We start from the raw sequence: 14,336 nt of genomic DNA, 5'->3' as shown, positions 1-14,336 counted from the left end.
CTCAGGCCTCTTCCGGCTTCGGCGCGGCCCCGGTCGCGGGATCGCGCAAGGGCAGCTCCTTCAGCATGGTCTCGATCCGGCCACGCTGCGCCTTGGGATAGGACTCGAGCGGCGGCACCCCGCCATGCAGCGCGGCAAGGATCACGTCGCGGGCAATCGGCGCGGCTGCGGTGGAGCCGCCGCTGCCATGTTCCACCACGACCGAAACCGCATAGCGCGGATTGTCATAGGGGGCATAGCCCACGAAGAGGGCATGGTCGCGCCGGTTCCACGGCAGCTGATCATTGGAGATCACGCCCCGCGCGCGTTCTGCCGCCGTGATGTTGCGCACCTGGCTGGTGCCGGTCTTGCCCGCGAAGACCATCGTCGGCTCGACGATCTTGCTGCTTTTGGCGGTGCCGCGTTCGGCGTTGATCACATCATGCATACCCTGCCGCATGGCGCGCAGATGGCTGTCCTTCAGGCCCAGTTCCGGCGCCTCGGCCACAGGCACCTCTTGCCCGTCGATCATCCGCACCAGCCGCGGCGCCACCGCGCGGCCGCTGGCGATCCGGGCGGACATCACGGCCAGCTGCAAGGGCGAGCTCAGCACATAGCCCTGCCCGATCGAGGCGTTGATCGTATCGCCGATCCGCCAGTCCTGCTTGTGGCGTTCCTGTTTCCAGGCCTTGGTCGGCATGTTGCCTTCGGTGATGGCCGACATCGGCAGATCGTGCCGGATGCCAAGACCCAGCTTGCGGCCCATTTCGGCGATCTTGTCGATGCCCACCTTCTGCGCCACGTCGTAATAGAAGACGTCGCAGCTCCATGTCAGGGAATTGGTCAGGCTGACCGTGCCGTGTCCGCCCCGGCTCCAGCAGTGGAAGCGGCGGCCGCCGAATTCCAAATAGCCCGGGCAACGCACCTTGTAGCCTTCGTCGATGACGCCGGCATCCAGTGCGGCCAGCGCGGTGACCATCTTGAAGGTGGATCCCGGCGGATAGGCGCCCGAGACCGTCTTGTTCGCCAGCGGCCGGTGGTCGTTCTCGGTCAGGGCGGCATAATCGGTGTGGCTGATCCCGCGCACGAACAGGTTTGGATCGAAGGACGGGGCCGAGGCGCAGCAGAGAATGTCGCCGTTCGTCACATCCATGACCACCACGGCGGCGCTTTCGCTGCCCAGCCGGGCCTGCGCGAAGTTCTGCAGATCGGCGTCGATGGTCAGGCGGATGTCCGATCCGGGATCGCCCTCGTTCCGCTCCAGCTCGCGCATCACGCGCCCGACCGAATTGACCTCGATCCGCTTGGTCCCGGCGTTGCCGCGCAGATCGGCTTCCATGAATTTTTCCACGCCGATCTTGCCGATCTGGAATTTCGGCAGCCGCAGCACCGGATCGGGGTTTTCCAGCCCCTCAAGGTCTTTCTCGGACACCGGGCCGACATAGCCCACCACGTGCGCGAAATCGGTGTCGCGCGGATAGATCCGCGACAGGCCCACCTCAGGCGTGACGCCGGGCAATGCGGGGGCGTTGATGGCAACCTTGGAGAAATCCTGCCACGCCAGCCGGTCCTTCACCACCACGGGGACAAAGGCCGAATTCTTGCGGATTTCGGCCAGCGTGCCTTCCATATCTTCGGCCGACATCGGGATCAGCCCGGCCAGACGGTGCATGACCATCTCGACATCGCCCGCATCCTCACGCGTGATGACGACGCGGTAATTCTGTTCGTTCCCGGCGATCAGCTTGCCATTGCGGTCCTGAATCTGGCCGCGCTCCGGCGGGATCAGCCGCACGTTGATGCGGTTTTCCTCGGCCAGCAGGCGGAATTCCTCGGCCTGGTCGATCTGGAGATAGCGCATGCGCACGCCAAGCGCCGCCACCATGGCCGCCATGCCGCCCGAGAGCAGGAGCCCGCGCCGCGTGATCATCCGGGCGCTGTCTTCGGTTTCCTTGGGTGTCCGTCTCACAGGCGCCTCCCGTAATCGTCCACTTCGCCGGTGGCCGGCTTGCGCAGGTCAAAGGCCAGCCGCGACAGGCCCACGATCACCGGATAGGCCAGGATAGACCAGATCACCTGCACCACCGCAAAGCCAAAGGGCGGCTGCGGCAACAGGGCCAGCATGAAGGCCAGCCGGTAGGCCAGCAGCATCGCCAGCATCAGGCCCGAGGCCAGAAGCCATTCCACCACGAAGTTCAGCTCCCGCGTCAGCGCCGTGCGCGAGCGCAGGAATTCCGTCGCCATCACCACAAGCGCGGTCCAAAGGCCGGGCGGCCGCATCAGGATCAGATCCTCGGTCAGGGTGACAGCCACGATCAGCCAGACCGGCAGGAAATCCGGCCGCCGCATCATCCAGGCCAGCATGAAGCACAAAAGGATATCCGGCCCGGGAAAGGCCCCGGCCGTATTGCCCAAGGGCAGAAGCTTCAGAAACAGCATCAGCACGGCCAGCCCCACAAAGGCCAGCCGGTAGCCCCAGGGGTCCGCGCGCCAGAATTCAGCCATCGGCCGCCGTCCCGGCGGTGGCCCCGTCGCCGCCCTCGGCCGCGCCGGACCCGCCATCCTCGACATTCCCGGCCCCCGGAACCGGCGGGGCGGCGGCTTCACTCTCGGGGTCCACTTCGGGAACCGGGACGGATGGCAGCGGCGCCGCGATCACGCCGCCCGCATCCATGATCGGCTCCAGCTCATGGCTGCGCAGCACGCGCAGGAATTCCAGCCGCTGGTAATCGGCGGCCAGCACGACCCGCAGCCGCCGGTCCGACCCCATGACCACCTGCCCCACCAGCAATCCTGCCGGGAACACGCCGCCATCGCCCGAAGTGACCACGCGGTCGCCCGGCCGCACCTCATCGGTGTTCTCAATGAACTCCAAAAGCGGCAGCGGAGAATTGTCGCCGGACAACAGCGCCTTCTGGCCCGAGGGCTGAATGGTGATCGGAATCCGGCTGGAGGTGTCGGTGACAAGGATCACCCGGCTGGTGCGTTCACCCACGCCCGAGATGCGGCCCACAAGGCCGATCCCGTCCATCGTGGCCCAGCCGTCGCGGATACCGTCGCGCGCGCCGACATTCAGCAGGACGGACTGGCGGAACGGGCTGCCGCTGTCGGCCATGACCACGCCGGTCACATGCGTCAGCTTCGGGTCCAGCCGCACCTGATTCAGGTCCAGCAGCCGGGCATTCTTCTGCTCCAGCTGCAAGGCCGCCTCTTTCCAGGCTTTCATGGTCTGAAGCTCGCGCTTCAACTCCTGATTTTGTTCATAAATCCGGGTGTAGGACTGGAAATCCTCGACCATGCCCATGATGCGGGTGACCGGGGCCAGCGCCCAGTCCATGTTCGGCACCACCGCATCGACCAGCGCCGCGCGGAAACGTTCCACCCGCGGACTGTCGATCCGCCACAGGATGAAAAGGCCCAGCAGAACCAGCACCAGAAGCCCGACCAGCAGGCGCCGGATCGGGGTGGCATAATCTTCGGGTCCGGTGCGGGTCTTGGCCACGGGATGCTCGGGTCAGGGTCGGGCCGGGGCCACGGGGGTCCCGGGGATCAGCTGTCGTAGTCGATGACGTGACGCAGTTGCTTCTCGTATTCCAGCGCCTTGCCGGTGCCGAGGGCAACACAATTCAGTGACTCGTTCGCGACCGAGATCGACAGGCCGGTCTGTTCGCGCAACGACAGGTCCAGATCGCCCAAGAGCGCCCCGCCCCCGGTCAGCATGACGCCCCGGTCCACGATATCGGCGGCAAGGTCGGGCGGCGTCGCCTCCAGCGCCTGCATCACCGCATCGCAGATCTGCTGCACGGGTTCGGCCAAGGCCTCGGCCACCTGCGCCTGATTGATCTCGGTCTCTTTCGGCACACCATTCAGCAGGTCGCGCCCGCGGATCTGCATCGACGAGCCGCGGCCGTCATCCGGCATCCGTGCCGTGCCGATGCTGGTCTTGATCCGCTCCGCGGTGGATTCCCCGATCAGCAGGTTCTGGTGGCGGCGCAGATAGGCGATGATCGCCTCATCCATGCGGTCGCCGCCCACGCGGACCGACCGCGCATAGACGATATCGCCCAAGGACAGCACCGCCACCTCGGTCGTGCCGCCGCCGATATCCACCACCATGCTGCCGGTGGGTTCGGTGATCGGCATGCCCGCCCCGATGGCCGCAGCGATGGGTTCGGCGATCAGCCCGGCCCGGCGGGCGCCCGCCTGCAGCACGGAGTTGCGGATCGCGCGCTTTTCCACCGGCGTCGCGCCATGCGGCACGCAGACGATGATCTTGGGCTTGGCAAAAGTGGTGCGCTTGTGAACTTTGCGGATGAAATGCTTGATCATTTCTTCCGCCGCCTCGAAATCGGCGATCACGCCGTCGCGCATCGGGCGGATCGCCTCGATCGAACCCGGCGTCCGGCCCAGCATCAGCTTGGCATCTTCGCCCACGGCCAGCACCTGCTTCTTGCCGTCCTTGTTGTGATAGGCCACCACGGACGGCTCGTTCAGGACGATCCCCTTGCCGCGGATATAGACCAGCGTGTTCGCCGTGCCGAGGTCGATGGCCATATCGGACGAAAAGAGGCCGGGGATAAGCGACATGCGGGCTCAGTCCTTCGTAGGGTTGCCGGAACCGGGCAAAACCCGGGTTCCCCGCGACTCAGAGGCGGCTCTGGCGGGGCGCCTCCATATAATTGGCTGTGCCGAAAACCGGAAGGGCAAGGCGCGGGGGGATGCGCAAATCCGCGTGTTCGGTAAAAATCCGGCACTCGGATGGGCAAAATCGCGGCAAAGGTCACATGCGTTTACCTTTTGCAACAATATCCCCGTTCCGGCCTGCCGGAATCGGTCCTTAGCCCGGCAGGCCGGGGCGAAGGCTGTGCCCGCTGCTGCGGTCATGCAGCGCCACAACGGCCAGCGCCAGCAGGCCAAGGACCGACAGGCCGATCCCCACAAGGCCCGGCGACTGCCAGCCCCAGCCCGCCGTCAGCGCCATGCCCGCGACCCAGGGGCCAAGCGCATTGGCCGCGTTGAAGGCCGCATGGTTCATCGCCGCGGCCATGCTTTGCGCCCGGCCCGCCACGTCCATCAGCCGGGTCTGCAGCGGGATGAAGACCGAAGGCAGGCCCAGAATGAACGAGGAGAGAACCATCAGCGGCCAGCTGCCCACCACCAGCGCGGCGAAGCCCTGTGCCACCATGGCCAGCAGGATCAGCGCCAGCGTGGCCCGCTTGGCCCCCAGCCGGATGGTCATGCGCGCAGCGGCGATGCTGCCCAAAGTGCTGCCGATGCCGAAGGCCGACAACATGGCCGGCACGGCCCAGCCCGGCGGCTGCGACGTGGCCAGCATCGCGGCGGACAGATAGGCATAGACCGCGAACATCCCGCCGGATCCGACGACGCCCACCATCAGCGTCAGCACCACCCGCGGATTGGCCAGCGCGGCCAGCTCCTGCATCGGGCGGGCATCGGCGGGCACACCCTGCCGCGGGGCAAAGCGCCAGATCAGGAAGCCCGCGATCAGCGCCAGCAGGCCCGGCAGCGCAAAGCCCGCCCGCCAGCCAAACGCCTGCCCAAGCGCGCTGGCCACCGGGACACCGACGATATTCGCCACGGTCAGCCCCAGCAGGACCTGCGTCACGCCCTTGGCCCGCATCTCGCGCGGCAGGGCATCGGCGGCCATCAGCATGGCCACGCCCAGATAGCCGCCATGCGGAAGACCGGCCAGAAACCGGGTGGCGACCAGCGTGCCAAAGCCGGGCAGCACGGCGGCCAGCAGATTCAGCAGGCCATAGGCCGCGATCAGCCCCGCCAGATAACGCCGCCGCGGCAGCCGCGCGCCGAGGATCGAGGTGATGGGCGCCCCTACCACCACGCCAAGCGCATAGGCGCTGATGACATGGCCCGCTTCCGGCTCGGTCACGCCCAGATCGGCGGCATACCACGGCAGCAGGCCCATGGCGGCAAATTCCGACGTGCCGATGGCAAAGGCGCCCAAGGCCAGCGAAAGGATGACGAGGGTCAGGTTCTTGGTCTCGGGGGACATACGGAAATCCGGCATCGGGGGTTCGCGTTAGCGATATCAGCATCGTGGTCGCCGCGCCATTGCTGCACTGCGGAAATCCGCCATGCGCGCCCGTCAACCCTGCCCTGCGGCGCAGAGGATCAGGCGGCCCGGGCGCCCCAGAGGATAACACCGGCCCCGGCCAGCGCCAGCGCAGCACCCGCCAGATCGGTCAGCCGCGGCGCCTGCCCCTCAGCCAGCCACAGCCACAGGAGCGAGGCCACGATATAGACGCCGCCATAGGCCGCATAGCTGCGCCCCGCCGCATCGGCGGGTGTCAACGCCAGCAACCAGCCGAAGGCGATCAATGAGACCGTGCCCGGCACCAGCCAGAGCGCGGATGCCCCCTGCTTCCACCAGGCCCAAAAGGCAAAACAGCCCGCAATCTCGGCCAGCGCGGCGGCGGCATAAAGCGCCGCCATCATGCGCCGGATCCGTCGCGCCAGCGCATAGCGATGGGATAGCGGCGGTCCAGCCAGAAGGCCTTTTGCGTCAGCCGTACACCCGGCGCGGACTGGAACCGCTTGTATTCGCTGATGTAGAGCAGATGCTCGATCTTCTTCACCGTCGCGCGGTCAAAGCCGCGGTCCACCAGATCGGCCACGGATTCGTCCCGCTCGACCAGTCCTTCAAGAATGGCGTCCAGCATCTCATAGGGCGGCAGGCTGTCCTCGTCCTTCTGGTCGGGGCGCAGTTCGGCGCTCGGCGGCTTGGTGATGATCCGTTCCGGGATGACCATCCCGGCCGGGCCTTTCATCCAGTCGCGGTGATGTTCGTTGCGCCAGCGGGCGGTCAGGAACACCCGGGTCTTGTACATATCCTTGATCGGATTGTAGCCGCCGTTCATGTCGCCGTAGATCGTGCAATAGCCCACGGCCACCTCGGACTTGTTGCCGGTGGTCAGGAGCATGGCGCCGAACTTGTTGGAAATCGCCATCAGCATCACGCCGCGCAGGCGGGACTGGATGTTCTCTTCGGTGATCCCCGGTTCGGTCCCGGCAAACAGCGGCGCCAGCGCCTCGCCCACGGCCGCCTGCGCGCCACCGATGGGCACCGTGTCCAGACGGCAACCCAGAAGCCGCGCCGCCTCACCCGCGTCTTCCAGCGAATGGTCGCTGGTGTAGGCCGAAGGCAGCATCACGCAATGCACATTCTCGGGGCCGATGGCATCCGCGGCAATCGCCGCCACGATTGCGCTGTCGATGCCGCCGGACAGGCCGAGGACAACCTTTTTGAACCCGGTCTTCGCCATGTAATCGGCCAGTCCAATGACACAGGCGCGATAATCCGCCTCTCCGATGGGGGGGATGTCGGCGATCGTGCCGGTATCCGCGCGCCAGCCGTCGTCGCCGCGGCGGAAGGTGACCATCTCCACCGCCTCGTCGAACTGCGGCATCTGCACCGCCAGCCGCCCGCCGGGGTTCAGCACCATGCTCGACCCGTCAAAGACCTGATCGTCCTGCCCGCCCACCATGTTCAGATAGCAGAGCGGCAGCCCCGTCTCGACCACGCGCGAGATCATGAGGTTCAGCCGCAGGTTCGGCTTGCCCCGGTGATAGGGGCTGCCGTTCGGGATCAGCAGGATTTCCGCCCCCGTCTCGGCCAGGGTCTCGGCCACATCGGGGTGCCAGGCATCCTCGCAGATCGGTGTGCCGATGCGGACCCCGTTCACCACATAAGGGCCGGTCACATCGGCCGAGGCGAACAGCCGCTTTTCATCGAAAACCGCATCATTCGGCAGATGATGCTTCAGCACGCGGGCATGGACGCGCCCGCCCTCTAGCACATACCATGCGTTATAAAGTTTGGTCCCGAACAAGGCCGGGCCGCCGATGCCAAGGGCCGGGCCATCGGCAATCTCGGCGGCCAGCGCCTCGACCGCGCGGATCGCATCCTGATGGAAGGCTGGCTTCAGGATCAGGTCCTGCGTCTGATAGCCGGTCACGAACATCTCGGTCAAAGCGACCATATCGGCGCAGGCATCGCGACCCTGCTGCCAGAAGGCGCGGGCCTTTGCGATATTCCCGGCGATGTCGCCGACCACGGGGTTGGCCTGCACCAGCATCAGCCGGAATACGTCGGTCATCGCGGGTCTCCTCTGCGCGTGGTCCCGGTTCTAACGGCATATGCCGCCGCGTGAAAGGGCGCCCGGCCGCTCCGGCTGGCGTGACTGGACGCAGACCGGCCCCGCCGCTAGGCTCAGCCGCGAATTCAACCCGGAGACAGACGCGATGCGCATTCTTTCGGCAACCCTTCTTGCTGCCACGCTTGCCGCCCCCGCCCTGCTGACCGGGCCCTTCACACGGCCTGCCCTCGCCCAGTCGGAAAGCGAGGTCATCACCAAGCAATATGACGACGGTTCGGTCTACGAAGGCACGTTCCGGAACGGACGTCAGCACGGCAAAGGCACTTACCGGCTTCCCAACGGCTATGAATACAGCGGCGACTGGGTGGACGGTGAGATCAAGGGCCAGGGCACGGCGCGCTATCCCAACGGTTCCGTCTATGAAGGCGCCTTCGACAAGGGTCAGCCTCAGGGCCGCGGCAAGATCACCTTCGCCGATGGCGGCACCTATGATGGTGACTGGACCGAAGGGAAGATGACGGGGACCGGCACCGCCACCTATCCCAACGGCGCCACCTATACCGGCAGTTTCGTCAACGGCCAGCGTCAGGGCAAGGGCACGCTCCAGAACCCCGGCGGCTATCGCTACGAAGGCGACTGGCTGGCTGGCGCCAAGGAAGGTCAGGGCAAGATGACCTATGCCGATGGCACCACCTATGACGGCGGCATGGCCCGGGATGAGCGCGAGGGTCAGGGCACGCTGATCATGCCGAATGGCCTGACCTATGCCGGCCAATGGTCCGCAGGCCAGATCAACGGCACGGGCAAGCTGACCCAGCCCAATGGCGATGTCTACGAAGGCGCCTTCGTCAATGGCCAGCGCGAGGGCAAGGGCAAGACCACCCATGCCTCGGGCGATGTCTATGACGGCGACTTCAAGGCGGACCGCCGCCATGGTCAGGGCACCTTCACCGCGAAGGACGGCTTCAAATACGAAGGGTCGTGGGTCGAAGGACGGATGGAGGGGACAGGATCGGTCACCTATCCCGACGGTTCGGTCTATGTCGGCGCGATGAAGGGCGACCAGCCCGAAGGCCAGGGCGCCATCACCTACCCCGACGGCAGCACCTATCAGGGCGCATGGGCGCGCGGGGTGATTCAGGGCAAAGGCCGCGCCACCTATGCCAGCGGGCAGGTCTATGAGGGCGATTTCGCCTCGGCCCAGCCCGAGGGCACCGGGCTGATGACCTACCCGGACGGCTACCGCTACGACGGCGACTGGAAGGCTGGCGTGCGCGAGGGTCAGGGCACCGCGACCTATCCGGACGGCACCGTCTACAAAGGTGGCTTCAAGGCGGGCAAGCGCGAGGGTCAGGGCGAGATGACCATGACCGACGGCTTCCGCTATGTCGGCGCATGGGCCGGGGGCGAAATCGACGGTCAGGGCATTGCCACCTACCCTTCGGGCGATGTCTATGAGGGCCTGTTCAAAGCTGGCAAGCGCGAGGGTCAGGGCAAGATGACCTATGCCAACGGACAGGTGGCCGAGGGGGTATGGAAGGATGGCATCCTGACCGCCCCGGCGCCGGCCGCCCCGGTGCCCGAAGCCGAGGCGCCCTGACCTCTCAACCAGAGGCGGGTTCGCGGCGCGCGGGCTGAAACGCCCACGCCACCTGCCCGCGCTTTGACCGTGACACGGAATCTGCGGCGGCAGAATCGGCTGATTCGGGCAAAGTTTGCAAACTGAGCCCGATTTCGCCGGACATTTTCCTGCCAGAACCGCTTTGCAAATATTTGCAGTTCAAAGCCGCGAACTTCTGCAAAATATTCCCGCATGGCTCCGGATGTTGCCGGTAACAAAGTTGCCGCCCTGCCCCCGGGTGACGTAACAAATGCCACGCTTTGGAGGAGGGCTGTGATGGGTTACGCCGAGGTCTATGGTCAATGGAAAGCCGACCCCGAGGGGTTCTGGATGCAGGCCGCCCAGGGGATCGACTGGGTCCGCCCGCCCTCTCGCGCGCTGGATGACAGCCGGGCGCCGCTTTACGAATGGTTCTCCGATGCGCAGGTGAACACCTGCTGGAACGCCGTCGACCGCCATGTCGAGGCCGGGCGCGGCAACAGCCTTGCCATCATCCATGACAGCCCGGTCACCCATCTGAAAAAAGGCATCACCTATGCCGAGCTTCAGAAACGGGTGGCCAGCCTTGCCGGTGCCCTGCGCGCCAAGGGCGTGGAAAAGGGCGACCGCGTCATCATCTACATGCCGATGATCCCCGAGGCGCTGGAGGCGATGCTGGCCTGTGCCCGTCTCGGTGCCATCCACTCGGTCGTCTTCGGCGGCTTTGCCGCGAACGAACTGGCGGTGCGGATCGACGACTGCACGCCCAAGGCGATCATCGCCGCCTCCTGCGGGATCGAGCCGAACCGGACCGTGCACTATAAACCGCTGCTGGACGCCGCCGTGGACATGGCGACCCACAAGCCCGATTTCTGCGTGATCTTCCAGCGCGAACAAGAGGTTGCCAAGCTGGTCGAGGGCCGCGACGTGGCGTGGCACACCTTCCAGTATGGCGTGGAACCGGCTGAATGCGTGCCGGTCGAGGGCAACCATCCGGCCTATATCCTGTACACCTCAGGCACGACAGGCGCACCCAAAGGCGTGGTCCGCCCGACCGCGGGCCATCTGGTGGCGCTGAACTGGACCATGAAGGCCATCTACGACATGAACCCGGGCGAGGTGTTCTGGGCCGCCAGTGACGTGGGCTGGGTCGTGGGGCACAGCTATATCTGCTATGCGCCGCTGATCGCGGGCTGCACCACCGTGGTCTTCGAGGGGAAACCCGTGGGCACCCCGGATGCGGGTACCTTCTGGCGGGTGATCAGCGAGAACAAGGTGAAGTCGTTCTTCACCGCCCCAACGGCCCTGCGCGCCATCAAGCGTGACGACCCCGAGGGGCTTTTGGTCAAAGACTACACGATGCGCACCCTGAAATGCCTTTATCTGGCAGGCGAACGGGCGGACCCCGATACCATCCTCTGGGCGCAGCGCCATCTGAACGTGCCGGTAATAGACCATTGGTGGCAGACCGAAACCGGCTGGGCCATCGCCGCCAACCCGATGGGGATCGAACCGCTCCCCGTGAAGATCGGCAGCCCCTCGGTGCCGATGCCGGGCTATGACGTGCAGGTTCTGGACGAAGGCGGCCATCCGGTGGCGCCCGGCACGCTTGGCGCCATTGCAGTGAAACTGCCGCTGCCGCCCGGCACCCTGCCCGGGCTGTGGAACGCCGAAGCCCGCTTCCGCAAATCCTATCTGGACCACTTCCCCGGCTATTATGAAACCGGCGATGCGGGCTATGTGGACGAAGACGGCTACCTCTACATCATGGCCCGCACCGATGACGTGATCAACGTCGCAGGCCACCGCCTGTCCACCGGCGCGATGGAAGAGGTTCTGGCCAGCCACCACGACGTGGCCGAATGCGCGGTGATCGGCGTGGCCGATGACCTGAAGGGTCAGTCGCCGCTGGGGTTCCTGTGCCTGAACAAGGGGTGCAACCGCGCGCATGCCGATGTGGTGAAGGAATGCGTGGCGCTGATACGCGAACAGATCGGCCCTGTGGCGGATTTCAAGCGCGCTGTCGTGGTGGACCGCCTGCCCAAGACCCGCTCCGGCAAGATCCTGCGCGGGACAATGGTCAAGATCGCGGACGGGCAGGACTGGAAGATGCCCGCGACGATCGACGATCCGGCCATTCTGGACGAGATCACCGCCGCCCTGCGCGGCCTTGGTCTGGCAAAGGGCTGATAGGCCCTGCCGCGGGCCGGGCTTGCCCCGGCCTGCCCGCCATGGCAGCCTGAGGGCAAGATGCCCGAACCCGCCGCCCCTCCGCCCCGCAAGGGAGCCCGCCCCCCCGCTCTTCGGCGCGGCGCTCCGGTGGTGCTGGTCGTTGACCCCGCCCCTTCCGAACGGACGCGGCATCTGGCGCTTCTGGCCTCGGCCGGGTTCGATCCGCGCCCGGCCGCCACCGCGGACGAGGCTTTGCGCCTGTTCCGCAGCGTTCGACCGCAGGCCGTGCTGATCGAACCAGCGCTGCCTGACCGGGACGGTCTGGCGCTGATCGCCGAATTCCGCAGCCTGCGCCCGGCCACGGGCGTGATCGTGCTTGCCGCCGCGATGGCCGCAGAGGGCGCCGTGGCCGCGCTGCGGGCCGGGGCCAGCGATGTCCTGCAAAAACCCGCGGACGAGGCGCGTCTGGTGGGCGCGCTGCGCGATGCGGCTGGCCAGCGGCCTGCGCCGGGTTCAGCCTCTGGCCGGACCACGGGCGCCGGGCTGGACCCCGCCACGTTCATCGGGTCGTCGCCGGCGATGGCGCGAGTGCATGCCACCATCGCCGCGGTGGCACGGTCGATGGCCACCGTCTTCATCACCGGGGAAAGCGGCACCGGCAAGGAACTGGCCGCGCTGGCCATCCATGCGCAATCCACCCGGCCCCAAGGCCCGTTCATCGCGCTGAATTGCGGCGCCATCCCGCCGGACCTGCTGGAATCCGAGGTCTTTGGCCATGTGAAGGGCAGTTTCACCGGCGCCATCACCGACAAGCCGGGCGCCGCGGTGGCCGCAGATGGCGGCACGCTGTTTCTGGACGAGATCTGCGAAATGGCGCCTGCCCTGCAGACCAAGCTGTTGCGGTTCCTCCAGACCTCGACCGTCACGCCGGTGGGCGCCACCCGGCCGCGGCAGGTGGATGTGCGCATCGTCTGCGCCACCAACCGCGACCCGATGGAGGCGGTCCGCCGCGGCCATTTCCGCGAGGATCTGTATTACCGCCTCTATGTCGTGCCGCTGCATATGCCGCCCCTGCGCGACAGGGGCAGCGATGTGGTGCAGATCGCCGCCGCCGCGCTGACCCGTTTTGCCGCTGAGGAGGGCAAGGTGTTCGACGGGCTGGCGCCCGAGACCGAGACCTTTCTTCTGGCGCAGGACTGGCCGGGCAATGTGCGGCAGCTTTTGAACGTCATCCGCAATGTGGCGGTGCTGCATCCGGGCGGGCTGGTGCGGCCCGAGATGCTGCCCCCCGGCTTTCCGCCGCAACCGCAGGCCGCCCCGCTGCCCGTCCCTGCGGGAGAAGACCCTTTCCGCGGCCTGACCCTGGCCGAGGTGGAGCGGCAGGCGGTGGCCGCCGCTTTGGCGCGCAATGCCGGTTCCGTGCCGCGCGCGGCACGCGATCTGGATGTGTCGCCCTCGACCCTTTACCGTAAGTTGCAGGCCTGGGGGCAGCGGACAGGCGAGTGACTCCGCCGCAAAGCCCCCACCCCGCCCCTCCCCACAAAGGGGGGGAGGGAGGCGCGGGTTTCAGACGAACTGCTCTCGGATAAGCCGTTCCTCCAGCCCGTGACCCGGGTCGAACAGCAGCCGGTGGCGCACATCTGGCTGGGACTGCACCACGACGGAGATCACATCGCGCACCGACGACCGGCTGTCGGCATCGGCCATCACCGGGCGCTTTTCCGGCTCCAGCACGTCGAACCGCACCTCGGCCGGCTTCGGCAGCAGCGCACCGCGCCAGCGCCGCGGCCGGAAGGCCGACATCGCCGTCAGCGCCAGCACATCCGCCCCGATGGGCAGGATCGGCCCATGCGCTGAATAGTTATAGGCGGTCGACCCCGCAGGCGTGGCCACCAACGCACCGTCGCAGACCAGTTCGGCCAGCCGCTCGCGCCCGTCCACGGTGATGCGCAGCTTGGCCGCCTGCGGCCCCTGCCGCAGAAGCGAAACCTCGTTCACCGCCAGCGCCTCGGTCACCTTTCCGCGCGCATTCTCGGCCCGCATCGAGAGGGGGTTCAGGATCGCCTCTTCCGCAGCAGACAGCCGCTCGGGCAGGGCTTCGGCGGAATAGCCGTTCATCAGAAAGCCGATGGTGCCGCAGTTCATCCCGTAGACCGGCAGATCGCGCGCGGCCTTTTCATTGGCATGCAGCGTTTCCAGCATGAAACCGTCGCCCCCAAGCGCCACGATGACCTCGGCCCGGCGGGCGTCGGTCTGTCCGTAACGCGCGGTCAGGCGGGCCAGCGCCTCCTGCGCCGCCGGGGCCTTCGAGGCCGTGAACCTGATCCGCTGCGTCATGGGGCACTCCTTGCCGGGCACCTTCACCCCGGGCGCCGGGAAACTCAACCCCGGCAAGGGAATTTCACCGCCCGGCCGCGCGGCAGGACAGGATTTCGCGCGCGCGGGGCTTT

11 protein-coding genes are annotated in these 14,336 nt (G+C 66.8%); 3 read left to right on the top strand and 8 right to left on the bottom strand.

Features of this window, described 5'->3' with window-relative positions:
- Window position 1: 1 nt before the first annotated feature.
- The 7 genes from mrdA to ACO2Q5_RS14530 all read right to left on the bottom strand — a co-directional run bounded on the left by mrdA (window position 2) and on the right by ACO2Q5_RS14530 (window position 8,114).
- Window positions 2-1,909 (bottom strand): penicillin-binding protein 2, encoded by a 1,908-nt coding sequence (gene mrdA / locus ACO2Q5_RS14560; protein WP_423292314.1) that lies wholly within the window; start codon window positions 1,907-1,909, stop codon window positions 2-4.
- A gap of 35 nt (window positions 1,910-1,944) precedes the next feature.
- Complete coding sequence (locus tag ACO2Q5_RS14555) at window positions 1,945-2,484, bottom strand: rod shape-determining protein MreD (RefSeq protein WP_423292278.1); 540 nt, start codon at window positions 2,482-2,484, stop codon at window positions 1,945-1,947.
- Window positions 2,477-3,481, bottom strand: coding sequence for a rod shape-determining protein MreC (mreC, locus tag ACO2Q5_RS14550; RefSeq protein ID WP_423292276.1), 1,005 nt, complete (start codon window positions 3,479-3,481; stop codon window positions 2,477-2,479). The genes ACO2Q5_RS14555 and mreC overlap by 8 nt, the downstream gene beginning before the upstream one ends.
- Window positions 3,482-3,528: 47 nt before the next feature.
- Window positions 3,529-4,566: a rod shape-determining protein gene (locus tag ACO2Q5_RS14545; protein ID WP_423292274.1), complete on the bottom strand. Its 1,038-nt coding sequence runs from the start codon at window positions 4,564-4,566 to the stop codon at window positions 3,529-3,531.
- A 250-nt stretch (window positions 4,567-4,816) separates the two neighbouring features.
- Window positions 4,817-6,010: an MFS transporter gene (locus tag ACO2Q5_RS14540; protein ID WP_423292272.1), complete on the bottom strand. Its 1,194-nt coding sequence runs from the start codon at window positions 6,008-6,010 to the stop codon at window positions 4,817-4,819.
- A gap of 119 nt (window positions 6,011-6,129) precedes the next feature.
- Entirely contained in the window at window positions 6,130-6,453 is a 324-nt protein-coding gene (locus ACO2Q5_RS14535) for a YnfA family protein (protein WP_423292270.1), read from the bottom strand.
- Window positions 6,450-8,114: an NAD+ synthase gene (locus ACO2Q5_RS14530; protein ID WP_423292268.1), complete on the bottom strand. Its 1,665-nt coding sequence runs from the start codon at window positions 8,112-8,114 to the stop codon at window positions 6,450-6,452. The genes ACO2Q5_RS14535 and ACO2Q5_RS14530 overlap by 4 nt, the downstream gene beginning before the upstream one ends.
- 145 nt (window positions 8,115-8,259) lie before the next feature.
- On the opposite strand from ACO2Q5_RS14530, the gene ACO2Q5_RS14525 reads away from it, so the two are divergent.
- From ACO2Q5_RS14525 to ACO2Q5_RS14515, 3 genes are all read left to right on the top strand, one after another.
- A complete protein-coding gene (locus ACO2Q5_RS14525; RefSeq protein WP_423292266.1) occupies window positions 8,260-9,714 on the top strand; it encodes a 2-isopropylmalate synthase in 1,455 nt (484 codons plus the stop codon).
- A 297-nt stretch (window positions 9,715-10,011) separates the two neighbouring features.
- Window positions 10,012-11,904 (top strand): propionate-CoA ligase PrpE, encoded by a 1,893-nt coding sequence (prpE, locus tag ACO2Q5_RS14520; RefSeq protein ID WP_423292264.1) that lies wholly within the window; start codon window positions 10,012-10,014, stop codon window positions 11,902-11,904.
- Window positions 11,905-11,964: 60 nt separating this feature from the next.
- Complete coding sequence (locus ACO2Q5_RS14515; protein WP_423292262.1) at window positions 11,965-13,392, top strand: sigma-54-dependent transcriptional regulator; 1,428 nt, start codon at window positions 11,965-11,967, stop codon at window positions 13,390-13,392.
- A gap of 60 nt (window positions 13,393-13,452) precedes the next feature.
- Here the strand turns inward: ACO2Q5_RS14515 and ACO2Q5_RS14510 are convergent, their stop codons facing one another.
- Entirely contained in the window at window positions 13,453-14,223 is a 771-nt protein-coding gene (locus tag ACO2Q5_RS14510; protein WP_423292260.1) for an NAD kinase, read from the bottom strand.
- Window positions 14,224-14,336: the final 113 nt, after the last annotated feature.

It is taken from the genome of Neotabrizicola sp. VNH66, from assembly GCF_049445895.1.
Classification (GTDB): Bacteria; Pseudomonadota; Alphaproteobacteria; order Rhodobacterales; family Rhodobacteraceae; genus Pseudogemmobacter.
This window is presented reverse-complemented; position numbering and strand designations above follow the sequence as displayed.

Coding starts and splice junctions, on each gene's coding strand:
- mrdA (WP_423292314.1), bottom strand. CDS start 1,909: ATGATCACGCGGCGCGGGCTCCTGCTCTCGGGCGGCATGGCGGCCATG.
- ACO2Q5_RS14555 (WP_423292278.1), bottom strand. CDS start 2,484: ATGGCTGAATTCTGGCGCGCGGACCCCTGGGGCTACCGGCTGGCCTTT.
- ACO2Q5_RS14545 (WP_423292274.1), bottom strand. CDS start 4,566: ATGTCGCTTATCCCCGGCCTCTTTTCGTCCGATATGGCCATCGACCTC.
- ACO2Q5_RS14540 (WP_423292272.1), bottom strand. CDS start 6,010: ATGTCCCCCGAGACCAAGAACCTGACCCTCGTCATCCTTTCGCTGGCC.
- ACO2Q5_RS14535 (WP_423292270.1), bottom strand. CDS start 6,453: ATGATGGCGGCGCTTTATGCCGCCGCCGCGCTGGCCGAGATTGCGGGC.
- ACO2Q5_RS14530 (WP_423292268.1), bottom strand. CDS start 8,114: ATGACCGACGTATTCCGGCTGATGCTGGTGCAGGCCAACCCCGTGGTC.
- ACO2Q5_RS14525 (WP_423292266.1), top strand. CDS start 8,260: ATGCGCATTCTTTCGGCAACCCTTCTTGCTGCCACGCTTGCCGCCCCC.
- prpE (WP_423292264.1), top strand. CDS start 10,012: ATGGGTTACGCCGAGGTCTATGGTCAATGGAAAGCCGACCCCGAGGGG.
- ACO2Q5_RS14515 (WP_423292262.1), top strand. CDS start 11,965: ATGCCCGAACCCGCCGCCCCTCCGCCCCGCAAGGGAGCCCGCCCCCCC.
- ACO2Q5_RS14510 (WP_423292260.1), bottom strand. CDS start 14,223: ATGACGCAGCGGATCAGGTTCACGGCCTCGAAGGCCCCGGCGGCGCAG.